Origin of the sequence: Peptoclostridium acidaminophilum DSM 3953, from assembly GCF_000597865.1 — a bacterium.
Taxonomy (GTDB): domain Bacteria; phylum Bacillota; class Clostridia; order Peptostreptococcales; family Peptostreptococcaceae; genus Peptoclostridium_A; species Peptoclostridium_A acidaminophilum.
This window is the reverse complement of record NZ_CP007453.1, coordinates 54,191-75,536: the sequence shown is the minus strand read 5'-3', so window position 1 is coordinate 75,536 and position 21,346 is coordinate 54,191. Positions and strand designations below refer to the sequence as shown.

Genomic DNA, 21,346 nt, shown 5'->3' with positions numbered 1-21,346 from the left:
TTACCCCCTTATGATGGCGCTTATGCCATCTCCTGTCCTCGAGTAGGCAAGGCCGCTGCCGCTCTCCTCTACAAAGCCCTTTATCCATGCATCCCGCAGGATATGGTAGTTGGCAACATCTCCGCCGGCTTGCTCCCAAAAGTCGCTGTGGAGACATCTTGAGGCTCTCCATAAAAACTCGTCTTCGGTGCTGCTTAGAGTCTCGCTCACCCTATCGCACGGCATGCCCTCGAGCATGAAGTCGAATACAGTTCTGTGCATATCCTGAGGCGAAGCGCCACTTATGTCAAGATCCTTTGCCGAATCACTTCCGCTATTGCTGAAAATCTGCGCCATGTCTTCCATATTCAAAGCGCCCCTTTTTAGGAGCTCTGTCACAGTAAAGGCTATTCTGCCCTCTACGCTGTGAATCCTCTCCTGGAGCCAGCCGTGTATATTGGCGTGGTTTATTGCATCCTCGAGTGCTCCCTGCACCGGATTCCCGTATCTTTCATAGCCTTGTAGCCTAAGCCCGCCCGCATCAAAACCCTTATCAGCTGCAGCCTTAAGCAACTCCCCTGCAAGCTCCTCGTGCAGCTGTATCTTGTTGAAAAGCCAGTAGTGTATCTTCCCTAGAAATGCGCTCATTCTATCTCCTCCTACTCTACGCTAGCGTTAAGTGCTGAAAGCAGCTCATCCATATTGAGTCCGTGCACGCCGCAAGCCTCTTCAATAGTCTCAACCTGTGCCGAAGGGCATCCTACGCATCCCATTCCAAAATCGAAAAGCACCTTTATAGCCTCTGGAAAATCTCTTACAAGCTCACCTATTGTCATATCCTTAGTTATTTTCATTTTGAATTACCTCCGTTTTTTTATTTTGTGTTCCTTATGACTTTATTATATGGGCAATCAATCTTTGTAGTGGTAACCAATGTTACTTTGCCGCGTTTTTTTAATCTAAAAAAACTTCATTCCGAAACATCGTTGAAATATTGGGCTTTGTAAGAGCACCTATGATTCTAATTCCCTGCAAAATGTTTACATAATATTATTTTTCTGATATCATTAATACCATAAAGTGGGTTATGAATTATTACAACTTGATTAGCATTATATGCTGAATCCCTGAACAGGGAGCGGGAGAACCAATAAATTGGGGTGAATCCGGAGGTAGTCTTCGGTAGGGTTAGCTCTTTCAATCCGAATCCGTCAGCTAATTTCGCAAGCATTAGGAAGAGAAAGTGATGTGCAATTTTTGCATGGCCGCAGTCTTTTCTGCGGCCTTTTTTGTTAAAAGCGTCAAAACAAAATACACTTTCAAAGGAGAGCTGATGTAAAACAGACAATAATGAGGAGATGATTAATTTGAAAAGAGATTACAAGGACATAAGTCTATGGAAAAACGCAAGCAAGGAGCAGTGGAACGACTGGAAATGGCAATTTGCCAACAGGATTACTACAATCGAGGAGCTCGAGCAGGTAGTGAGCCTGACGGAACAGGAAAAAAAAGGCATAGCCGGCAGCCTTGAAAAGCTCAGAATGGCTATAACGCCTTACTACGCAATGAACATGGATCCGCAGGATTCCGACTGCCCTATAAGGCGCCAGGCCATACCTACAGCTCACGAGATGAACATATCATCATGTGACAGCTCCGACCCTCTGCACGAATCTGCCGATTCACCGGTTCCGGGTCTGACTCACAGATACCCAGACAGGGTCCTTATGCTTATTACAGATCAGTGCTCAATGTACTGCAGGCACTGCACACGAAGAAGATTTGCAGGCCAATGCGACAGCGAGCTTCCAATAGAGAATATAAACAAAGCCATTGAGTATATAAAAGAAAATGAAATCGTAAGGGACGTACTCCTTTCAGGAGGCGACGCTCTGTGCATATCGGACAGCCACCTTGAGTACATCCTCAAAAAACTAAGAGAAATCCCCCACGTTGAAGTCATCAGAATCGGAACAAGAACTCCAGTTGTAATGCCTCAGCGTATAACTCAGGAGCTTTGCGACATGCTGAAAAAATACCATCCTGTTTGGATAAACACGCACTTCAACCATCCGAAGGAGCTTACTCCAGAATCCCAGACCGCATGCCATATGCTGGCCAATGCCGGTATCCCTCTTGGAAACCAGTCAGTCCTTCTAAAGGATATCAACGACTGCCCATATATCATGAAGCGCCTTGTGCAGGACCTGGTCAAGAACAGAATAAGACCCTACTACCTCTACCAGTGCGACCTTTCCGAAGGCATCGAGCATTTCAGGACAAGCGTTGCGACAGGCATAGAGATAATAGAGCTCCTCAGGGGCCACACTTCGGGATTTGCAGTGCCAACGTTTGTAGTTGACGCACCAGGCGGCGGAGGCAAGATTCCTGTAGGTCCGACCTATATGATTTCCCAGTCAAACGAAAAAATCATACTAAGAAATTTCGAGGGAGTTATCTGCTCATATACAGAGCCCCACGATAAGTCTCACACCTGCAAAAATTGCGGACTATGCAGCAAATACGCGACAAATGAGAGCAGGGGCCTTGAAAAAATACTAAAGGATGAGCGCACATGCCTTATACCTAGAAGTAACGTCAGAATGCAAATGAGGTATGGCTATGATGACTAATACTCAAACCCTTGGAAAAACAAACTATTATGCAGCCATATGCGGAATCAAGGTGTATGTCGACTATGCGAATGAACGCCTCAAAATATTCGATGCCGGCGGCATTGACAAAGCAGCCCTCGTGGAAATCATCGGATTCGCCAGATACAAGAATCTTGGCAAAGTCATATGCAACAGCTGCGCAGATAGCCTGCCGCATTTCAAAAGCTGCGGCTTCACAGAAGAAGGCCGTATAGAGGGTTTTTTCAGCGGCAAAGATTCATACTGCATGTCTTTTTTCACAGATGAAAAAAGGGCAATTTCCAGAAAGTCTGACGAGGCCGACAAAACAATCTCGCTTTGCGACGAAAAACGGAAAAGTCAGCCACAGCGCGATGCTTTATACCGCATAAGGACGGCAAATCCCAGCGACATACTCCAAATGACCTCAATTTTCAAAAGGATATTCGAGACCTATCCTTCGCCGGTGTTCGATGCCGGCTATCTGTTGCAGACCATGAGCGAAAATGTGCTATTCAAGATCGCCGAAAAGAACAGCGAAATAGTCGGCATAGCATCAGCCGACATGGACGCTCCAAACCTCAACGCGGAAATTACCGACTGCGCCACGCTCCCTGAGCACAGGGGCAACGGCATACTTTCGCTTCTTATAATGAGCCTGGAGGACGAGCTGATTTCCAAAGGCTTCAAGACGCTCTACAGCCTCTCAAGGGCCGTCAACCCCGGAATCAACATCAATCTTGCAAGGCTTAATTACAGCTACAATGGCCGCCTCATAAACAACTGCCACATTTGCGGCGGCTACGAGGACATGAACATCTGGGTCAAGCAGCTTTAGGCATAGAATAATTCCTTTTTCAGTTGTAAATTCCGCTGCTTAATAATATAATTATTAGGAACTCAATAATATAACTATAATAATGCTAAGGTGCCTTTAAAAAGGCTTAATAGGGAAGTTTGGTGAGAAACCAACGCAGCCCCCGCTACTGTAAGCGAAGACGAATCTTGCAGCCCACTGGCCTTGCCGGGAAGGGAAGATTAGGATGACGCGCGAGCCAGGAGACCTGCCTTGCATTGATGCTGTGCTTCGGAGGGAGGCTTTAGGCTGCGCGAATGCGATAAATATTGTTTATTTGCCGCATTGCGTTAATGCGCTATTCTTGCGCCTTTGCCCTATTTGTAACTACACTCCGAACAATGCTTCGGAGTTTTTTTATGCCTCTTCTCACAGCAAATCAAATTACAGGAGGTGTTTTTATTGTCAAGGTACTTGTATTGCATAATGGTGCTTGTGATGGCGCCTAGATTTTCGTATGCCATGCACATAGCAGAGGGCTTCCTGCCGCCGGTTTGGTGCGCCTTTTACCTTCTGCTTTCGTTGCCCTTCGTAATGATAGGGCTGCGGCAGCTCAAGGCCAAATCCAGGCTCGGAGGCGACATGAAGCTCTTCATAGCCGTCGCTGCAGCGTACTGCTTCATGCTCTCTGCGCTCAAGCTGCCTTCAGTCACGGGAAGCTGCTCGCATCCTACCGGAACCGGCTTTGGAGCCGTTATATTCGGACCGTTTGTGATGAGCGTAATAAGCGTAGTCGTCCTGCTTTTCCAGGCTCTCTTTCTGGCACACGGAGGGCTCACGACGCTGGGCGCCAACACTTTTTCAATGGGGATAGTCGGACCGCTTGTGGCCTACGGTATATACAGGCTTGCCGGAAAAAGTAAGATTGGCATTTTTTTGGCCTCCTCCCTTGGCAACCTGGCTACATACTGCGTTACAGCGCTGCAGCTCGCCTTTGCCTTCCCATCGCCAGCAGGAGGGATCGCCGCTGCAGCAGTCAAGTTTCTCTCAATATTCGCCCTGACCCAGGTACCCCTGGCAATAGTGGAAGGCATACTCACCGTCATAATGATGGGCATAGTCGAAAAATACTCAGTTTCTGAGCTTGAAGCACTGAAAGGCGGGAATGCATATGAAGCGTAGAGATTACCTCATGCTGTCACTGCTCGCACTATTCATCGTCGTGGCAAGCCTTTTTATAGGCGCTGAAAACGGACCGCTCGAGGGCGCGGACGGCATTGCCATGGAATATTTATCGAGCAGCAACAAGAATTTAGAGCCGTGGTTCGAGAGCATCTGGGCTCCGCCGTCAGGAGAGATTGAAAGCGCGCTCTTTGCGCTTCAAACGGCGATAGGCGGCATCATCATAGGCTACTACATAGGAAAAAAACGGAATGCTCCGGCTGATAATAGCATTTGCAGCCCAAAGTAGCATATCGAGCGTTAATCCCCTGCAGAAGGCGGCGCTCTTTCTTTTGCCGGTCGTGCTACTTGGATTCTCTTCGGGCGCATCTGCACCCGCGGCATACTGCGTTGCATCTGCGCTTTCCATGCACATTTTTTTCAGGAGCCCGCTTAGGATTGTTGCTACTTTCACATCGGGGATGCTTATATTCACTCTCCTGACATCGCTCGCGCTGCTTGCCGACTACGGACCGCTCTATGTTGCCGCCCTTGTCGCTAAAAGCGTTGCAGGCATGCTTTCGATACTTCTTTTTTCGCTTCACACCCCTATGGACGATTTGCTCTGCTCTCTTTCAAAGTTTGGAGCTCTCAAGGACTTGTGCGACATAGCAAAGAGCACGCTGAGATTTCTCATACTTATTGAAGACGAGCTCCGCGTGATGACCTTCGCCGCCAAATCAAGAAACGGCTTTGGCTCTTTTAAAAAGAGCATATCGACTACGGGCAAAATCGCGGGACTCCTGTTTGTGAACACAATGAGAAGATGGGGCGACATCAAATGCGCCACCGACAGCAGGTGCTACAAGGGCATTATCCCATACGCTCCAAAAAACTTTAAATTCTCAAAGGCTTTGCTGCTGCTTGGTATAATTTACAATGCGGGGCTTTTGGCCACACTGTTTATGTAACACTTAAGCGTTATATGCCACTTACAACAACCCTATTGATATACAAAACAATTATGAAGAGGAGCGAGAACATATGGAAGGCATACTAGTAATAGGACACGGAAGTAGGTCAAGTGATGCAAAGGACATATTCTTCAGCATTGTAAATTCGCTTGACGCCAGATTCCCAGACAAAAGCGTCAAGGGATGCTTCATGGAGATATCATCTCCGAACATCGAGGAAACTGTTGAAATTATGTATTCTGAAGGGGTAAGGAGCATGGTTGCACTACCTTACTTTCTTTTCCCGGGAATACACATCAAAGAGGACATCCCGGAAATCCTAGAACGCATCAAAGCGAAATACCCCGACATGAGCATTGCCTTTGCGCAGCCGCTTGGATTCGACGAAAAACTCGTAGACATACTCGCACATAGAGCTGCAGAAGCCATCTCAGGAAAATAGCCTCCAGAGCAGGACTTGTAAGTGAACCAAGCCGCAGACTGCAGCGTAATGCTTTTGTTGACAGCTGCTACGTCATAAAATATAATCAACTTAACTGCATATCGTCTTAGGTGCCCACTATGGGAGAATAGGGAATCGGGTGCAAATCCCGAACGGGCCCGCCACTGTGAAGCCGAGCCTTAGCCAGATGCCACCTTGTAAATTCAGGGGAAGGCGGCTAAAGGCAGTGAAGCCTAGTCAGGAGACCTGCCTAAGACTAGACTGCGCCAGCAGCGTAAGCTCTGACTGGCTTGTGAGGATAATGGAAAATCCACGCTGTTTTTTTGTGTGGGTTTTTTTGTGTTTATTTACTTTGTTTTACACTACTAAATTATGGAGGGATTTTTATGAAACTGCTAAATAGCACTATTGAAAAAATAAAGGGACTGGACGAATCTTTCGTGGCGGCAGCAAGGACTAGGATGGACAACCTCATAAAGCCTGTCGGAAGCCTGGGAAGACTCGAGGAGCTTGCTGTGCAGCTTTCAGGCATAACCTCAAGCATGCACCCGGTTGTAGACAAAAAAGCTGTCATAGTAATGTCGGCTGACAACGGCGTATGCTGCGAAGGCGTGGCCGCGGCTCCCCCCGTTGTAACGCTCATGATGACAAATTTCATCGCCAACGGAGTGAGCGGTATGGCCTCGATAGCCAGGACAGCCGGAGCAGGCGTTGTGGTTGTTGACATTGGTGTGGACGGAAATGTCGAAAATGACAATGTCCTGGTAAGGAAGGTTAGATACGGCACCGGCAATATTGCAGAAGGTCCTGCAATGACAAGAGAGGAAGCTATAAAGGCGATAGAGACTGGCATAGAGGTTGCCAACGAGCAGATAGAAAGAGGCGTGAAGCTCATAGCCACAGGCGAGATGGGCATAGGCAACACCACCACAAGCACGGCCGTGCTCAGCGTGCTTTCCGGCGTGCACCCGTCGGAAATAACAGGAGTAGGAGCCAATCTCCCCGGCGACAAGATAGCCCACAAGGTGGAAGTGATTCTAAAGGCCTTAGCTGTCAACCAGGCCGTCAAAAACGATCCAATAGATCTGATTTCAAAGCTCGGCGGCTTGGACATGGCCGGAATGGCAGGAATAATGCTCTCCTGCGCAGCCTCGAGAATTCCATGCGTAGTCGACGGCTACATATCTACAGTATCTGCCCTGCTAGCGTGCAGCCTCTGCCCTAACGTTAGGGATTTCCTTATACCATCGCACGCCTCATTTGAAAAGGGCTCAGCGCTTGCTTCAGAGCTGCTTGGCCTTAGGCCTATGCTCCACATGGACATGCGACTTGGGGAAGGCTCAGGCGCTGCTCTTGCGTTTGGTATAATAGATGCCGCAGCCGCTATAAGTAAGGATATGATAACCTTCGAGGAGGCCGGAATCGGCACAGTATAAAAAAAAAGCCATCAGTTTTGGGTGTATATCACATTCCCTCACTGACGGCTTTTTCGTTGTTCTCAAAAATCTCCCGCTTAATTTTCGCCCTATATCCCGCTCTCTTCTGCTATGCTTTCAAAGCCCTTGCCTCTTCCCCATACAGCAGAAACGGGAGTGACGTTGACAAACACGTCTGGATCCAGCTTTGCTATGAACCTTTTAATCAGCATCATCTCGCGGGGAGAACACACGGTTACCACCTTGACCCTGCTCTCGTGCTCATAGCCGCCTATAACTTCATACATACTCACGCCCCTTTTTATTTCGGACATGACATATCTTGAGACCTCTTCATAGCGGGCGCTTATGACCTCCATCTTTACAAGCTTGGAACCTATTCCGAACATCACCACATCCAGCGTCTTCATGAACACAACCTGAGTAAGTATGGCGTAGAGCGCTATGTTCCTGTCGAAAACGAAGACCGACGCGGCTATCACCACAGTGTCTATGGCGAGCAGAATCTGGCTTAAGCTTATGAAAGGGAACACCCTTACATGAAGCATCTTGGCTATCGTGTCTGTGCCTCCAAACGAAAATCCGCGCTTTAGTATTATCCCGCTGCCAACGCCGTATATGAGACCGAAATATATTGACGCCAGCATCATATCTCCCTCTACAAAGCTAAACGGACTCCTGTTGAATACTATGAGGACAGCCGGGAAGAAAATCGAAAGCGCCGCTATCTTCAAGGCCTCACGCCTGCCCATGAACAAGAGCGCGCAGAGCAGCACGCAAACAGACAGGGCATAATAGATATATGTGTAGTCTATTCCCGTAACCTTCTCCGCTATTATCGAGGCTCCCGTAATCCCGCCTATCACAAGACCATTAGTCTTGAGTATTGACGAGGTTGCAAAAGCGACCATTGCGGAACCTATTCCAACTGCCGCCGCATCCAGGGCTATTCCCTTCCAATTGATACTGCCAATGTTCACCTTTAAATTTTGAGCTATTGCCTGCACCATACCGCTCTCCTTTCAAATGCCTTCCTCGCATTCGCATAATACATCGTAATACAATGTACAGTATAATCTGGAGCAGTATTAAGTTAAACACAAATAGCGTAAAATTTGTTTAGATAGTGTAAAAACTACATTCCCTTCTCATCTGCGAGGTCTTCGAAGCCCTTGCCCCTGCCCCATACAGCCGACACTGGCACTACGCTTACAAAAACGTCAGAATCGAGCTGGGCTATGAACCTCTTTATAAGAATCATATCACGGGGCGAGCACACTGTGACCACTTTGGTCTTGCTCTCGTTGGTGTAAGCCCCCACAACGTCATACATGCTCACGCCTCTTTTGATCTCCTTGAGTATATATCTCGAAATCTCATCGTAGTGGGCGCTTATAACCTCGATTTTCACAAGCTTGTTGCCTGCACCGAACATAACAGTATCCAGCGTCTTCATGAATATCACCTGAGTGAGTATTGCGTAGAGTGCTACGTTCCTGTCGAAAACAAAGGCCGATGCCGTAATGACAACAGTGTCAATTGTAAGCAGTATCTGGCTTAAGCTTATGAACGGGAATACCTTCGCATGGAGTATTTTGGCTATGGTGTCGGTTCCTCCGAAAGAGAAGCCGCGCTTTAGTATTATTCCGCAGCCTACGCCGTTTATTATTCCAAAGTAGATTGCTGCAAGCATCATATCGCCCTCTACAAAGTTGAAGGGTCTCTGGCTGAAGAAAATCAGCACCGGCGGAAACAGCAGCGATATCACTATGATCTTGAGTGCCTCCCTCTTTCCCAGCAGGAAGAAAGTTGATATAAGCACGCATATTGAAAGCGCAAAATAAATATATGTGTAGTTGATTCCGGTCATTTTTTCTACAAGTATTGATGTTCCGGTGACTCCCCCCATTACAAGTCCGTTTGGCTTAAGGATCGATGCCGTTGAAAATGCGGCTATAGCCGTACCTGAGCCCACTGCAAGCGCATCCATTGCAAGGCTTTTGAAATTGATTTTTTTATTGCTCTGTTTTTCCATCGTTACTCCTCCCTTGGTGCAGTTTCAAATTAAAACTCTATTACCTCGTATTCGTTGCTGAGCATGTCTATGAAAAGCACCTTGTTTCTGAGGAGCTCTCCCTTCCCGGTCAGCACTTTGATAGCCTCGCTTACCTGAAGCGACGCTATGTGGGCCGGCGAAAACGAAGGATTGCCGGTTTCCTTTTCAATCCCTTCTGCATCTGGCGCAGAATAAATCCGTTCAAGCGTCCTATCGCCCGGAAATATCGTGCACACCTGGCCGTACCAGCCTGCTATTGCACCATGCACAAGGGGCACGCCGACCTTTTCGCAGGACTTTTGCAGCAGCATTCTGGTGCCAATATCGTCGAGTGCGTCGACCACAACGTCATGCCCCTTAACCATTTCCAGCGAGTTGCATTCATCAAGCGCTGCTTCCACAGCCCTCACCTCGACCTCTGAATTGACATCTCTCATACGTTCCACCGCCGCCCTGGCCTTGCTCATGCCTATGTTGTTCTCGATGCTGAGCAGCTGCCTGTTGAGATTATGCTCCTCGAAGGTGTCATAATCTATAGCTGTAAGCTCTCCCACGCCCATCCTTCCAAGCAGCTCAATTACATATCCTCCAAGGCCACCACAGCCTACTACGCACACCCTTGAATCCACAAGGCGCATGTGCTCTTGTTTGCTGAGCGTCCCTATGCTTCGCTTGTACCTATCCTTGTATTTACTCTCCTTCATGTCATTCACCCAATCTTATATTCATATATTTATACTCTGGCAAACCATATGATCAGGATTGTTGCTGCAGAATAATCCGCCTTCTTTTCCAGTATACAGCCAAATCGACATAAAAAAAGGACTTAGGAAAATATCCTAAATCCCGTTCTCACCTCTTTGAATCGCTGCTGTTCCAGTCCTGAGAAGCTCGATTATTCCATATGGCTTCATCAAATTAATGAATGCGTCTATCTTGCCCTCGTCCCCTGTAACCTCGAGCGTCAGGCTTTCTGGCGACACGTCTATTATGTTGGCCCTGAATATGTTGGCCATTGCCGCTATTGAAGCCCTTGAAGCGTCGTCGGCTTTGACCTTTATCATTGCCAGCTCCCTGTATACCGAATTTTCAGACGCCAGCTGCACTACCTTTATTACTTCTATGAGCTTGTTGAGCTGCTTTTTGATCTGCTCGAGAGTCTGCTCGTCCGCAAAGCCGCATATTGTCATTCTCGAAATCTTGCTGTCCTCTGTCACTCCTACCGAAAGGCTTTCTATGTTGTATCCGCGCCTGCTGAAAAGTCCAGCTATCCTGCTTAGAACTCCTGCATTATTTTCCACAAGCACTGAAATAGTGTATTTGTCCATCACTTCTCCCCCTAAATAGTGGCATAATCAGGATGCACTATGCATTCTATCATGTAAGGACCGTCATGAGCCATAGCCTTTTCAATCTCAGCATCGAACTCATTATTTGTCTTTACCCTTACGCCTTTTATGCCGTAGGCTTCGGCTATCTTCACGAAATCAGTTGATATGTCGAACACTACTGCACTGTGCTTTCCCTTGCCGTAGGCATTGTCCTGTAGCTCCCTTACCATTCCCAGCCTGTTGTTATTGAACAGGATTATCTTTATGCCCACATTGTGCTCCGACACGGTACCCAGCTCTCCCAGACACATTTGTATGCTGCCGTCGCCCATTATGCTGATGACCTGCCTGCTTTCATCGGCCATCTTCATGCCTGCGGCCGCCGGAAGACTGTAGCCCATTGTGCCAAGTCCTCCCGATGTATAGTAGCCTCTTGTACCCATTATCTGGTAGTTCCTGGCTGCCCATATCTGATTCTGGCCTACATCGGCAGTTACAGCTGCGGAATCGTCAAGTATTTCCGAAAGCATTCCCAACACGTGCTTTGGGGAAACAAGACCCATGGAATTGTCCATATTGAAAAGCACAGGATATTCCAGCTTGATCTCCTTAATCTCCTCAAGCCACTCTCCAGTATCGAGGGCTATTTCATTTTCGTTCAGGTCTGCAAGAATGTTCTTGGCATGGCCTACCACAGGTATTGTAGTTGCTATGTTCTTGCCTATCTCAGCCGGGTCTATGTCTATATGGACTACCTCAAGATCCGGATTCATCTGCTCGAGCTTTTTTGTCGCCCTGTCCGATAGCCTTACTCCTACTATTATTATAAGGTCTGCACACGACATTATCCTGTTTGAATATGAGTGGCCGTGGCTGCCAACTATGCCCACATAAAGCTCAGAATCGTGCGGAAAGCTTCCTATACCCATGAGTGAATTGACAACAGGAATCCTGCTTGATGCCGCAAAATTTCTAAGCTCTTCAATCGCATCCGCGGCAATTACCCCTCCGCCTGCGTAAATCAGCGGCTTGACCGACTTTTTGATTGCCTGGACAGCCCTTTTTATCTGGCCCCTATGACCTTCATACGTCGGCTTGTAGCCCGTTATTGAAACCTCTTTTGGGTAGCTGAACCTGAGCGCTTCCTTCTGTATGTCGACTGGCACGTCTACAAGCACAGGTCCCGGCCTTCCTGTCGAGGCTATATAGAAAGCCTCCTTCATTATCTTTGGTATTTCCGCTGCGCTCTTTACAAGATAATTGTGCTTTGTAAATGGCTGCGTAGCCCCAAGTATGTCAGCCTCCTGAAAAGCGTCACTGCCTATAAGCTCACTGCTTACCTGGCCGGTTATTATTACAACCGGTATGGAATCCATGTACGCGGTTGCTATGCCTGTTATGAGGTTAGTCGCCCCCGGTCCTGATGTGGCGATGCACACACCGACCCTTTTGCTGCCTCTTGCATATCCGCTCGCAAAATGGACTGCATTCTGCTCGTTCCTTATAAGGACATGGTTGATGTCCGATTTTCTAAGCTCATCATAAAGCGGAAGCACCGCTCCACCCGGATATCCAAAAACCGTGGTTACACCCTCCTCTTCAAGGCACCGAATAATTGCTTTGGCTCCTATCATATTAATACCCCCCAGCATTTATATTTGTATTTGTATTCGAATAAAGATAAAGTATTTCTATTTTACAAAAAATAATGTATTTTGTCAAAACATTTCTAATTTTCAGACTCTTTCAACTGTTTTATAGGCAAGCGTTTCCGCCATATAGTATGTCACATTGTCTTGCATTTTAAATATTTATGATATTTTATATAAAAAAACATAAAAATAGTAGTGCTATTTCTCTCAAAAGATGATAGTATATATCTAAGATGTATTATATAAATACAAAGGCTTAATTCGAGGGGGAAAACAATATGAGAGACTGGAAAGAATGTCCTGTATGCGGACAACCAGGGGAGATAAGAGACAAAGAGCATGTGAGACTTAATCCATGCATCAAATGCGGCGTTTCAGACAAATACGCAGGGGGCGTAGAGTGTTGTGAATGCGGCGATTGCAGGCAGATGGTCAAGGACTATCATCAATGGCATCTTCACTGTGACCATTGCAATACGGAATACATAGCCGCAACTGAATCAGAACTGCTTCAGTGCAGCTAGTATCTACATTAAAAAACATCTCACATAAAGAGTCCAATTACAAATAAAGGACCGTTTGAAAGAGGAATCATTCTGCTTATTCGACTAATATCAATGAAAACATAAAACAATAAAGCCTGGAAACGGATTTCAAAAACCGCCTCCAGGCTATTTATTTGTTTAAATTCCCCATATCCTGCCAGATCAGCATAAGAGCATGTGAGCCCGCCCTTATATAGTATGTCATATTGTTTTATTATGCGAACATTAGATAAAGTTTGTTAAAAAAAACATTAAGTTAATAGTGATATTTATCCAAAATGGTGGTAATATATATATAGGATGTATTGTTAAAAAACAAACAACTTGGTTTAAGGAGGGATATATATGAAATATTGGAACGAATGCCCTATATGCGGACAACCAGGAGAGATAAGGGGCAAGGAGCATATCAAGCTAAATCCATGCGTCAAATGCGGCGTTTCAGACAAATACGCAGGAGGCGTAGAGTGCTGTGAATGCGGCGAATGCAAAGAAATGATCAAAGATTACTACCAATGGAACCTATACTGCGACCAGTGTGACGTGGAGTACATAACTGCTACCGAAACATCAGAATCCAACATATCTGAAAGTACAAAACTGTTGCAGTGCAGCTAATCGAATATTCTATCAAACAATATATTCAATTACATATAAAAAATATAGCATAGTTATAAAAATATCATTGATTGCAAAGGACTTATTCGAAACTTTAATTCCCCAAAATACTCAGCTTGACTACAAAAACGCAAAAGCCTGAAGGTATTTCGATACAGACCTTCAGGCTTTTTTATTTCTTTTATTATGGCTGCCCTACAGGATCCTTGAAAGAACAGGGCAGCCCTACAGTGCACTTGCCGCACACGTCGGCATGGCCGGCTTCCTTCAGTCTGTCCATGTTCAGCACACACATCTCGTAACACTTTTCCCTGTCGAAGCCGTCCTCAAACAGTGCGTCGTTAATGCATCTGCCTACGCACAGCTTGCAGCTTCCGCTCTGTTTGTAGAGGCAAGCCTCCGCTTCCTTGCGATCAGTCGGCTCAAGCCTCATATTGGTAACCACGCTGCCTATCCTGCCACAGCAGCCTTTTTCTGTTATCAGCATGTTGTTTAAGCCGAACTTGCCAAGGCCCGCAACATACGCCACGTGCCTTTGGGACCAATCACTAATTAGCCGGTCCTTTGTGAAATTCAGGGCCGTCGGCACCAGCGCCGCCCTGTGCCCAAGCTCCTCGACTAACTCCTTTATATAGGCATTGAGCTCCAGTATCATCTCGTTTGTCTCAACATAAGCCTTGCCCCACTCCCACGAGCTGAATCTGCCGTCTATGTTGCTCCTTGCTACGCTCTCCTCAAAAGGCAGAAAATAAGTAATCACTGTGGCGGCATCCTCCATGAAGTCCCTGGGCATCATGTGGTCCGGACCAACCGCATCCTTGAGCTTTTCAAAGAGTGCATCGTCTGCGCCTGCATACGCAACAATCGGTCTTTGCCACCTTGTCAGCGTGCTTTTACGCATAGCGTATCCGCCTACAAAATCCGCAATCCTCTCCTCTATGATATGCTTCACACTATCGCCTCCTATTTTTTCAAATATCCCCTTTCAATGCACTCGCCCAGCATATCCTCTGTGAAACCCCAAAGGGCCTCTGAGCCCTCCTCTATGTGCCTGTTCTTTCTGAATACCATTTCTGATGTTATCCCATGGTCTATCCACGACTTGCCCTTTGTCATGTAGTTGAGCAGCATAGGCTGAAGGCGATCGAGCGCCGCCGCGTACCTGGACTCCGGAGTGGCTCTCCTTTCGAACTCCTCCCATAGCTCCATGAACTCGTCGCGCTGGTCATCTGGAAGCAGGCCAAAAAGCCTCTTTGCGGCCGCCTCCTCCCTCTGCCTCTTGTCAAGGAGAGCCTCCTCGTCGTAGTTGTACGTATCTCCCGCGTCTATCTCGACTATATCGTGCAGGAGCAGCATCTTTACTACCCTGAGCACATCCACTCGCTCGTTGGCATGCTCTGAAAGGAGTATTGCCATTAGCGCTATGTGCCATGAATGCTCTGCGTCATTTTCCCGCCTTGAGCCGCTCGATACTATAGACTGCCTGAATATCTCCTTTAGCTTGTCTACCTCCATTATAAAATTCAATTGTTTCTTTAGTCTGTCCATTATGTACTCTCCTTGCCGCGGCTTTTTACGGTTTTGACTCTGCCGAAGCTGCCGCATCCGGCAACAAGCCTCTATTTTGAGTCTCCCATCAGCCTGTCTATTGTTGTATAATCTAAATATATCACATACTCAGTAATTTTGAACAAAAGGAGGGCATTATGGATAAGAATTTGACATGGGTTATAAGTGAAAGGGTAAAAAGAACTATAGACAACCTTCGCCGGAACAACATCAGCGCGTATAACGTTCAAACCTGCGAGCAGGCCATAGAAAAAATCATGGAGCTCGTGAAAGATGGCAGCACAGTCTCGGTTGGAGGCTCGATGACACTCTTTGATGCCGGAATAATCGACCATCTGCGAAGCGGAAGATATAACTTCCTTGACAGATATGCGGAGGGGCTTACTCCCGAGGACATAAAGGACATATATCGAAAAAGCTTTTCGGCAGACGCCTACTTTACAAGCTCCAACGCCATAACAGAAAGCGGAGAGCTCTTCAATGTCGACGGCAACGGAAACAGAGTAGCCGCCATGATTTACGGCCCCGACAAGGTTATAGTGATAGCCGGAGTGAACAAAATAGTTAAAGACGAGCAGCAAGCCATGGAAAGGCTGAGAAGCACAGCAGCGCCGGCAAACGCCAGAAGGCTAAGCAGAAAAACTCCCTGCGCCGAGCTTGGCTACTGCACAAACTGCAATCGCCCCGACAGGATATGCAACGATTACGTGCTCATCAAAAAACAGCCGGCAAACGACAGAATGCACGTCATAATAATCGACAAGGAGCTTGGTTACTAATCCCTTGCTCACATAGACAAAAAGTCCCTGAAATCTTGGCACAGCTTCCAAGGTCTCAGGGACTTACTTCATTATATTATAAATATGCCTATCATGTTGCTGCTGTACTTGCCAAGACTGAACCTTCTCAGAAGGCTCTATTAATACTCGTAGTCTACGGCAGCTCTCGCCTCTACAACCTTCTTTACAAAGCTTCCGGCCTCAACATGGTCAGGATGCTCAGCATACTCCTTGAGCGCCGCGAAATCCTTGCAGGTCATTACAAGCACCACATCGTAGTTGCCTGCAGGAGATGCGTCCGAATTTATTCCAACTTCGATCTCCTCTATCTGGCTTATCTTTTCCTTTAGCCCCTCGAGCCTCTCCTTGATTATCTGCGCGTTTCTCGCCTTGCCATTGCCCTCCGCGCTGTCTTTAAGCTTCCACATTACAATATGCCTTACCATATCCGCACCTCCGCAATATTAATTCAGCGCGCCAAAACTGCCTTCTTGATTTTTTACAGTCCTCTGCACGCTTAGCCATATACACTAGATTACCATCGCTGAGTCTCCCTTGCAAATAGGAAAATATTTGTCCCTAGTATGCATTTGTCTAATTCCCCAGCAGCTCAGCGTCGTATATGGTGTAGTCGCACCTGTATACAAAGAGGTGCTTGCCGTCTATTATAATGCCTGTTGACTTGTCTATCTCAGTGGCGAAATAGCTCACGTTTTCCCCGGCAAATGTTGCCAATGGCTTGCCCGACTGTGACCTTATGAGAACTATCTTGCTCTTGCCTGTTGTAATGTTCTTCATGTCGTTTATCATCCTGTTGAGAAACGGAATAGACCTGTCCGTATTTTTTACATCGACAGTCTTCGAGTACTCATTAAAAATGTCAACGAGGCCCTTTTCATAAACAATAAGGCTGCTGCCGACATGCACCATTGACTTGCCCCCGACAGTCAGGCTTATGACCGAGGATTCCTGTGTAATATTGCCCTCCGTATCCTTTGTTGCAAACTTGTCCTCTGATGTCACGCTTATCGACTTGCCCCTTACCTGGTCTATTATGTTGCTCTCCTCGTCGTAGGTCTGTATTACGGCCTCCCTACCCTTGAAGGTGTTCTCCACCTCACCGAACTCCTTCTGCGCCAGGTTGCAGCCGCTGAGCAATGCCATGCTCACGATTCCCAGAATAACAAGCTTTATTTTTCTCATTCCATTTCCCTCTCCTTTTCAGCCTTATATTCATAGCCGCTTACAGCCTGATCTCATCCACCTCGTACACTGCAACCTCAGGCTGCTCCAGATACCTCCAACTACCTACGGCGCCCATGTACCTGGCGCCAAGCTCAATGTGGAGCATGGCTATCCCGCAGTCCAGCCTTTTTGATATGCTGTAGCTGTTGTCTGGTGTGTCAAGCATCACCTTTATATAGTCCTCGCCCACTTCAAACCTCCATGGCTGCCTGTTTACAGCGGACGGCGATTGCCTTGCAGCCTCAACGGCGCTTTTGACCCACTCAGCCCACTCAGCCCTTGGGAGACCGGTGCTTATGCTGTCTATGTCCTTTCGTGAATGGCTTTTTGATATCCCCTTTATGAGCTTTTCTGAGATGCTCTTTTTTTCGTTGGCGTAGCCGAGCGCTATTACCGCAGGTACGAACTCATCCTGATCTATTCCCATTTCTTCCCTTATTCCTTCCTGGCTGAAAAATCCGCCTATCCAGCACGAGTCGACGCCGAGCGATGTCGCCTCGAGCACCACGCATTCGCCCGCATATCCCAGCTTTTCCTGTATGTTAGGAGCCTTGGCGTCCCCTATGAGGGCTACGTATGCCGAAGGCCTAATTATCCTTGCGATATTTTTTCCAAGTGCGCCCCGGAATACGTTGTCGACCCCATTTTGTGCAAACACAAGACGGATGTCACCAGTATTTCCGCTGATTCTTTCGCACAGCTCCTCGAGCGCCCTGGCGTCCTCCATACTTATTGCCGTGTCCTCAAAGCTCCTTCTCGAGCCTCTGTATTCAATGGCCTCATGCCACCTGTTCACCGGAATTTCCAATTTCGCACCTCCAAAACATATAGAGCAAGTTCACTTAAAATATTGCAGCCTGCTTTCTCCAAGTCTGTAATTTTGCGGTGTCAATCCTGTCAGTCCTGCTAATTATGATATACCACTTTTTGACTTATCTAAAACATGCAGGAAAGGCATAAGAAGGCCCCGGAATTTGCAGCATGCTCCGGGGCCTAGATCATAAAACTCATTTTTCATGTTAAACAGCATGCTGCCAACTGCCCATGGCTTAAGCCACGAGTGTTAGCCTCTATTTATTCCTGACTTGCACCGAAAACGCTTCTTGCTATCTCAACGGCTCCCTTTGCATCCTTTGCGTAGAAATCAGCCCCTATAGCAGACGCGTATTCCTGATTGAGCACTGCTCCGCCGACCATAACCTGGCAGCCCGGAAGCTGGCTTTTGATGTCGACTATAGTCTCCTCCATGTTATTTACCGTAGTCGTCATGAGCGCGCTTAGGCCTACAAGCACAACGCCCTCCTTCCTTGCGGTCTCGACCACAAGCTTGGGATCCACGTCCTTGCCTAGATCTATCACGTCGAAGCCGTAATTCTCAAGGAGTATCTTGACTATGTTCTTGCCTATGTCGTGTATGTCGCCCTTTACTGTTGCAAGTATAACCCTGCCCTTTGAGACACTTGCGCTGCCGCTGCTTATTATCTGCTCCTTGACAGCCTCGAAAGCCATCTTCACAGTCTCGGCCGACCTTATGAGCTGGGGCAGGAATATTTCGCCCTTGTCAAACTTCTCGCCCACTATGTCGAGTGCAGGTATGAGCTCCTCGTTGACAATCTCCATGGGCTCTCTTTCGCAAAGCAGCTCCTTGGCCGAAGTGTAGGCCTCATCCTTCATTCCCGCTATGATGATGCTCGAAATGCTTCTTTTTTCGCCTGCAGCTTGCGGAGCCGCCACCTGCGCCGCCTGCTCGCCGCCGTAGGCCGCTATATATGCCTCTGATCTTTCGTCATAGTTGGTGAGCACCCTGAAGGACCTTATAACCTGCATGTTGCTCTCGAGCGTGGAATCCGTTATAGGGGCGTCCAAACCATACGAAAGCGCCATTGCCAGGTATGTCGCGTTTATTATCTCGCGCTTTGGAAGGCCAAACGATACGTTGCTGGCGCCTAGCGTAGTCTTCACGCCGAACTTTTCCTTTATAAGCGGTATGGCCTTTAGCGTCTCCATTACGTCCGCCTGCTGGGCTGAAGCCGTAAGCACAAGGCAGTCTATTATGATGTCGTTTTCGCAGAGCCCGTATTCCTTGGCTGTGCTTATTATCTTGTCGGCTATTTCGACACGCTTCTCGGCAGTGGCTGGTATGCCGTCCTCATCGAGAGTAAGCCCTATGACTGATGCTCCGTATTTTTTGGCTATTGGGAATATCTTATCCATGCTCTCCCTCTTGCCATTTACAGAGTTTATTATAGCCCTTCCGTTGTATACCCGTATGCCGGCCTCTATGGCCTCCGGATTGGAGCTGTCTATCTGGAGAGGCACATCAACTACTGACTGAACCTCCTTAACCACCCTTCTTATGACATCCGGCTCGTCTATGCCCGGCACGCCCATGTTGATGTCGAGCACCTGCGCCCCAGTCTCGGTTTGCCTTACAGCCTCCGATATTATATAGTCAAGCTCGCCGGCCTTTATGGCCTCCCTGAGCCTCTTCTTGCCTGTCGGATTGATCCTCTCCCCTATTATTGTAACTCCCTTGCCTATCTCCACAGTCCTGGAGGATGAGCATGCGCACGAGAGCCTCTTTTCAGCAAGCGGCAGCGGTTTTACACCATCCAGCTCCGCCCTCAGGCAGCTTATGAACTCAGGACTCGTGCCGCAGCAGCCTCCCAGCACCAGGGCTCCCATGTCGGCCATCTTCCTCACCTGAGATACGAAATCCTGCGCGCTCACATCATAGTAAGTCTCACCGTCTCTTACCTTCGGAAGTCCGGCATTGGGCTGCACCATAACAGGTATGCTCGCGGCTGATACTATCTGCTCTATTATAGGCAGCATCTGCTCAGGCCCGAGGGAGCAGTTGGCTCCCACAGCGTCGCAGCCAAGGCCTTCAAGCACCTTTACCATAGTAAGGGGATCCGTGCCGTTTAGCGATCTTCCGTTCTCCTGGAACGTCATAGTGCAAAGCACCGGCAGGCTTGAGTTCTCCTTGGCTGCAAGCACAGCCGCCTTGGCCTCGTAAAGGTCCGATATCGTCTCAAGCAGTATGAAGTCAGCTCCATCGCTGCCTGCAATTACCTGTTCCTTGAATATTTCGTAGGCCTCCTCGAATGTGAGCAACCCTATAGGCTCCATCATCTGGCCTATAGGACCTATGTCGAGCGCTACAAACTTCTCGCCGGCTGCGCGTCTTGCAACCTGCACAGCACTTTTTACAACCTGCTCCACAGAGTAGCCGCTTCCGGAGAGCTTCAGTCTGTTTGCCCCGAAGGTGTTAGTAGTCACAACGTCGGCTCCTGCGTCTATATACTCCTTGTGGATTTCATAGACTATCTCGCTCTTTTCTATGTTGTAGCTCTCCGGAAGCTCTCCCGGCTTTATACCCTTCTTCTGCAGCATTGTGCCCATAGCTCCGTCAAATATCAGAATTCTATCCTCTAAAAACTTCCTAAGATCCACAAGTCATCCCCCTCTTTTGGTATTCACATTTGCCGTTCATGCTGCATATAGCGCATGTACGCCTTGAACGCTCTTTGTTCTTTGTAAAGCCTACTATGGCCGTCACCGATTTTCTCGGCACGAGTATGAGGCTTTCAGTCACGGTGAGCCCAATCCTCCTGTATGCATCCAGCGCCCTCAGTATTTGTGGTTGCACGTCCAGGGGCATGTCGCCATAACCCGGACTGAACCTGAAATTCGTGCCGTAGCCCTGCTCACTGGCCAGCTGCTTTATAGACTCCTCGCATATGTCGCATACCGACTCGATTCCGGCTGTGGCGCACGAATCAAGCACTATGCTCCTTGTAAGGTCGGTCTTGGAATAAGTCCTTATCCTTCTGTCAACTTCGCCCCCGAGAGTAGCCGCCATAACGGCGCATGTATCGCAGTCCGCAAGGTGCTCAGCTATGCTCCTGCCCCGCAGCACAATCCCGGCGCCGCCCAGCTCCACATGCTCCTCGCCCCTGCCGCTTATTTCAAACACTGCGTACGTGGAAGACTCCCTGGCAATCTGCCCTATTTCAGCTATGCACTCGTCCACCATGTTTAATATGGCGCTGTCAAGCAGCTCCTCGTTATAGCACCTTAAATATCTTAGGACCTCGTTTCTATCAATTTGCATTAATTTTCCGCCT

General features: G+C 47.9%; 24 protein-coding genes and 3 riboswitches. Of the genes, 10 read left to right on the top strand and 14 right to left on the bottom strand.

What is annotated here, in order from left to right; genetic code table 11:
- Both EAL2_RS11290 and EAL2_RS11285 read right to left on the bottom strand, forming a co-directional pair.
- Entirely contained in the window at positions 1-627 is a 627-nt protein-coding gene (locus EAL2_RS11290) for a hypothetical protein (RefSeq protein ID WP_025436495.1), read from the bottom strand.
- An 11-nt stretch (positions 628-638) separates the two neighbouring features.
- A complete protein-coding gene (locus EAL2_RS11285; RefSeq protein ID WP_025436494.1) occupies positions 639-833 on the bottom strand; it encodes a DUF1858 domain-containing protein in 195 nt (64 codons plus the stop codon).
- Between the two features lie 253 nt (positions 834-1,086).
- A riboswitch (cyclic di-AMP (ydaO/yuaA leader) is annotated at positions 1,087-1,224 on the top strand.
- A gap of 122 nt (positions 1,225-1,346) precedes the next feature.
- Here EAL2_RS11285 and kamA point away from each other — a divergent pair.
- From kamA to cobT, 7 genes are all read left to right on the top strand, one after another.
- On the top strand, positions 1,347-2,612 hold the full coding sequence (gene kamA, locus EAL2_RS11280) for a lysine 2,3-aminomutase (RefSeq protein ID WP_025436493.1): 1,266 nt from the start codon (positions 1,347-1,349) through the stop codon (positions 2,610-2,612).
- Entirely contained in the window at positions 2,602-3,450 is an 849-nt protein-coding gene (ablB, locus tag EAL2_RS11275) for a putative beta-lysine N-acetyltransferase (RefSeq protein WP_041693206.1), read from the top strand. The genes kamA and ablB overlap by 11 nt, the downstream gene beginning before the upstream one ends.
- 71 nt (positions 3,451-3,521) lie before the next feature.
- Positions 3,522-3,698: riboswitch (cobalamin riboswitch) on the top strand.
- 196 nt (positions 3,699-3,894) lie between these two features.
- Complete coding sequence (locus tag EAL2_RS11270; RefSeq protein WP_051489294.1) at positions 3,895-4,590, top strand: energy-coupling factor ABC transporter permease; 696 nt, start codon at positions 3,895-3,897, stop codon at positions 4,588-4,590.
- Entirely contained in the window at positions 4,580-4,879 is a 300-nt protein-coding gene (locus EAL2_RS11265) for an energy-coupling factor ABC transporter substrate-binding protein (RefSeq protein ID WP_025436490.1), read from the top strand. Before EAL2_RS11270 ends, EAL2_RS11265 begins: the two co-directional genes overlap by 11 nt.
- Positions 4,842-5,540: a CbiQ family ECF transporter T component gene (locus EAL2_RS11260; protein ID WP_051489232.1), complete on the top strand. Its 699-nt coding sequence runs from the start codon at positions 4,842-4,844 to the stop codon at positions 5,538-5,540. The genes EAL2_RS11265 and EAL2_RS11260 overlap by 38 nt, the downstream gene beginning before the upstream one ends.
- 73 nt (positions 5,541-5,613) lie before the next feature.
- A complete protein-coding gene (locus EAL2_RS11255; protein WP_025436488.1) occupies positions 5,614-5,985 on the top strand; it encodes a sirohydrochlorin chelatase in 372 nt (123 codons plus the stop codon).
- A 91-nt stretch (positions 5,986-6,076) separates the two neighbouring features.
- Positions 6,077-6,253: riboswitch (cobalamin riboswitch) on the top strand.
- A gap of 118 nt (positions 6,254-6,371) precedes the next feature.
- Complete coding sequence (gene cobT / locus EAL2_RS11250) at positions 6,372-7,421, top strand: nicotinate-nucleotide--dimethylbenzimidazole phosphoribosyltransferase (protein ID WP_025436487.1); 1,050 nt, start codon at positions 6,372-6,374, stop codon at positions 7,419-7,421.
- Positions 7,422-7,510: 89 nt separating this feature from the next.
- On the opposite strand, the gene EAL2_RS11245 is transcribed toward cobT, so the two are convergent.
- The 5 genes from EAL2_RS11245 to ilvB form a co-directional block, all read right to left on the bottom strand.
- A complete protein-coding gene (locus EAL2_RS11245) occupies positions 7,511-8,401 on the bottom strand; it encodes a YitT family protein (RefSeq protein ID WP_242842526.1) in 891 nt (296 codons plus the stop codon).
- Positions 8,402-8,556: 155 nt separating this feature from the next.
- Positions 8,557-9,456 carry a YitT family protein gene (locus tag EAL2_RS11240; protein ID WP_025436485.1) on the bottom strand — a complete coding sequence of 300 codons (900 nt, stop codon included), beginning with the start codon at positions 9,454-9,456 and terminating at the stop codon, positions 8,557-8,559.
- Positions 9,457-9,485: 29 nt separating this feature from the next.
- Entirely contained in the window at positions 9,486-10,181 is a 696-nt protein-coding gene (locus EAL2_RS11235) for a HesA/MoeB/ThiF family protein (RefSeq protein WP_025436484.1), read from the bottom strand.
- A 135-nt stretch (positions 10,182-10,316) separates the two neighbouring features.
- On the bottom strand, positions 10,317-10,805 hold the full coding sequence (ilvN, locus tag EAL2_RS11230) for an acetolactate synthase small subunit (RefSeq protein WP_025436483.1): 489 nt from the start codon (positions 10,803-10,805) through the stop codon (positions 10,317-10,319).
- Between the two features lie 11 nt (positions 10,806-10,816).
- The gene (gene ilvB, locus EAL2_RS11225; RefSeq protein ID WP_041693204.1) at positions 10,817-12,442 is read right to left on the bottom strand and encodes a biosynthetic-type acetolactate synthase large subunit; all 1,626 of its coding nucleotides are present in this window, start codon (positions 12,440-12,442) and stop codon (positions 10,817-10,819) included.
- 296 nt (positions 12,443-12,738) lie between these two features.
- On the opposite strand from ilvB, the gene EAL2_RS11220 reads away from it, so the two are divergent.
- Together EAL2_RS11220 and EAL2_RS11215 are read left to right on the top strand one after the other, a co-directional pair.
- Positions 12,739-12,984: a hypothetical protein gene (locus EAL2_RS11220; protein WP_025436481.1), complete on the top strand. Its 246-nt coding sequence runs from the start codon at positions 12,739-12,741 to the stop codon at positions 12,982-12,984.
- Between the two features lie 366 nt (positions 12,985-13,350).
- Complete coding sequence (locus EAL2_RS11215; protein ID WP_025436480.1) at positions 13,351-13,623, top strand: hypothetical protein; 273 nt, start codon at positions 13,351-13,353, stop codon at positions 13,621-13,623.
- A 184-nt stretch (positions 13,624-13,807) separates the two neighbouring features.
- Here EAL2_RS11215 and EAL2_RS11210 read toward each other — a convergent pair whose 3' ends face one another.
- Positions 13,808-14,575 (bottom strand): hypothetical protein, encoded by a 768-nt coding sequence (locus tag EAL2_RS11210; RefSeq protein ID WP_025436479.1) that lies wholly within the window; start codon positions 14,573-14,575, stop codon positions 13,808-13,810.
- An 11-nt stretch (positions 14,576-14,586) separates the two neighbouring features.
- On the bottom strand, positions 14,587-15,171 hold the full coding sequence (locus EAL2_RS11205; protein ID WP_025436478.1) for an HD domain-containing protein: 585 nt from the start codon (positions 15,169-15,171) through the stop codon (positions 14,587-14,589).
- A gap of 158 nt (positions 15,172-15,329) precedes the next feature.
- Here EAL2_RS11205 and EAL2_RS11200 point away from each other — a divergent pair, with 158 nt between their 5' ends.
- A complete protein-coding gene (locus EAL2_RS11200) occupies positions 15,330-15,971 on the top strand; it encodes a lactate utilization protein (RefSeq protein ID WP_025436477.1) in 642 nt (213 codons plus the stop codon).
- A 140-nt stretch (positions 15,972-16,111) separates the two neighbouring features.
- Here the strand turns inward: EAL2_RS11200 and EAL2_RS11195 are convergent, their stop codons facing one another.
- The 5 genes from EAL2_RS11195 to EAL2_RS11175 all read right to left on the bottom strand — a co-directional run bounded on the left by EAL2_RS11195 (position 16,112) and on the right by EAL2_RS11175 (position 21,333).
- Positions 16,112-16,417, bottom strand: coding sequence for a Dabb family protein (locus EAL2_RS11195; RefSeq protein WP_025436476.1), 306 nt, complete (start codon positions 16,415-16,417; stop codon positions 16,112-16,114).
- A gap of 148 nt (positions 16,418-16,565) precedes the next feature.
- Positions 16,566-17,174 (bottom strand): DUF5052 family protein, encoded by a 609-nt coding sequence (locus EAL2_RS11190; protein ID WP_025436475.1) that lies wholly within the window; start codon positions 17,172-17,174, stop codon positions 16,566-16,568.
- A gap of 40 nt (positions 17,175-17,214) precedes the next feature.
- Positions 17,215-18,024, bottom strand: coding sequence for a nitroreductase family protein (locus EAL2_RS11185; RefSeq protein ID WP_025436474.1), 810 nt, complete (start codon positions 18,022-18,024; stop codon positions 17,215-17,217).
- Positions 18,025-18,290: 266 nt separating this feature from the next.
- Complete coding sequence (locus EAL2_RS11180; RefSeq protein WP_025436473.1) at positions 18,291-20,672, bottom strand: homocysteine S-methyltransferase family protein; 2,382 nt, start codon at positions 20,670-20,672, stop codon at positions 18,291-18,293.
- The gene (locus EAL2_RS11175) at positions 20,662-21,333 is read right to left on the bottom strand and encodes a vitamin B12 dependent-methionine synthase activation domain-containing protein (RefSeq protein ID WP_025436472.1); all 672 of its coding nucleotides are present in this window, start codon (positions 21,331-21,333) and stop codon (positions 20,662-20,664) included. The genes EAL2_RS11180 and EAL2_RS11175 overlap by 11 nt, the downstream gene beginning before the upstream one ends.
- Positions 21,334-21,346 lie beyond the last annotated feature (13 nt).

Excerpts from the sequence above, each read along its gene's own strand:
- EAL2_RS11215 (WP_025436480.1), top strand. The coding sequence starts at position 13,351 with ATGAAATATTGGAACGAATGCCCTATATGCGGACAACCAGGAGAGATA.
- EAL2_RS11220 (WP_025436481.1), top strand. The coding sequence starts at position 12,739 with ATGAGAGACTGGAAAGAATGTCCTGTATGCGGACAACCAGGGGAGATA.
- ilvN (WP_025436483.1), bottom strand. The coding sequence starts at position 10,805 with ATGGACAAATACACTATTTCAGTGCTTGTGGAAAATAATGCAGGAGTT.
- EAL2_RS11265 (WP_025436490.1), top strand. The coding sequence starts at position 4,580 with ATGAAGCGTAGAGATTACCTCATGCTGTCACTGCTCGCACTATTCATC.
- EAL2_RS11240 (WP_025436485.1), bottom strand. The coding sequence starts at position 9,456 with ATGGAAAAACAGAGCAATAAAAAAATCAATTTCAAAAGCCTTGCAATG.
- EAL2_RS11175 (WP_025436472.1), bottom strand. The coding sequence starts at position 21,333 with ATGCAAATTGATAGAAACGAGGTCCTAAGATATTTAAGGTGCTATAAC.
- EAL2_RS11205 (WP_025436478.1), bottom strand. The coding sequence starts at position 15,171 with ATGGACAGACTAAAGAAACAATTGAATTTTATAATGGAGGTAGACAAG.
- EAL2_RS11255 (WP_025436488.1), top strand. The coding sequence starts at position 5,614 with ATGGAAGGCATACTAGTAATAGGACACGGAAGTAGGTCAAGTGATGCA.
- EAL2_RS11235 (WP_025436484.1), bottom strand. The coding sequence starts at position 10,181 with ATGAAGGAGAGTAAATACAAGGATAGGTACAAGCGAAGCATAGGGACG.
- EAL2_RS11260 (WP_051489232.1), top strand. The coding sequence starts at position 4,842 with ATGCTCCGGCTGATAATAGCATTTGCAGCCCAAAGTAGCATATCGAGC.
- EAL2_RS11200 (WP_025436477.1), top strand. The coding sequence starts at position 15,330 with ATGGATAAGAATTTGACATGGGTTATAAGTGAAAGGGTAAAAAGAACT.
- ablB (WP_041693206.1), top strand. The coding sequence starts at position 2,602 with ATGATGACTAATACTCAAACCCTTGGAAAAACAAACTATTATGCAGCC.
- EAL2_RS11190 (WP_025436475.1), bottom strand. The coding sequence starts at position 17,174 with ATGAGAAAAATAAAGCTTGTTATTCTGGGAATCGTGAGCATGGCATTG.
- cobT (WP_025436487.1), top strand. The coding sequence starts at position 6,372 with ATGAAACTGCTAAATAGCACTATTGAAAAAATAAAGGGACTGGACGAA.
- EAL2_RS11290 (WP_025436495.1), bottom strand. The coding sequence starts at position 627 with ATGAGCGCATTTCTAGGGAAGATACACTACTGGCTTTTCAACAAGATA.
- ilvB (WP_041693204.1), bottom strand. The coding sequence starts at position 12,442 with ATGATAGGAGCCAAAGCAATTATTCGGTGCCTTGAAGAGGAGGGTGTA.
- EAL2_RS11270 (WP_051489294.1), top strand. The coding sequence starts at position 3,895 with ATGGTGCTTGTGATGGCGCCTAGATTTTCGTATGCCATGCACATAGCA.
- EAL2_RS11195 (WP_025436476.1), bottom strand. The coding sequence starts at position 16,417 with ATGGTAAGGCATATTGTAATGTGGAAGCTTAAAGACAGCGCGGAGGGC.
- EAL2_RS11285 (WP_025436494.1), bottom strand. The coding sequence starts at position 833 with ATGAAAATAACTAAGGATATGACAATAGGTGAGCTTGTAAGAGATTTT.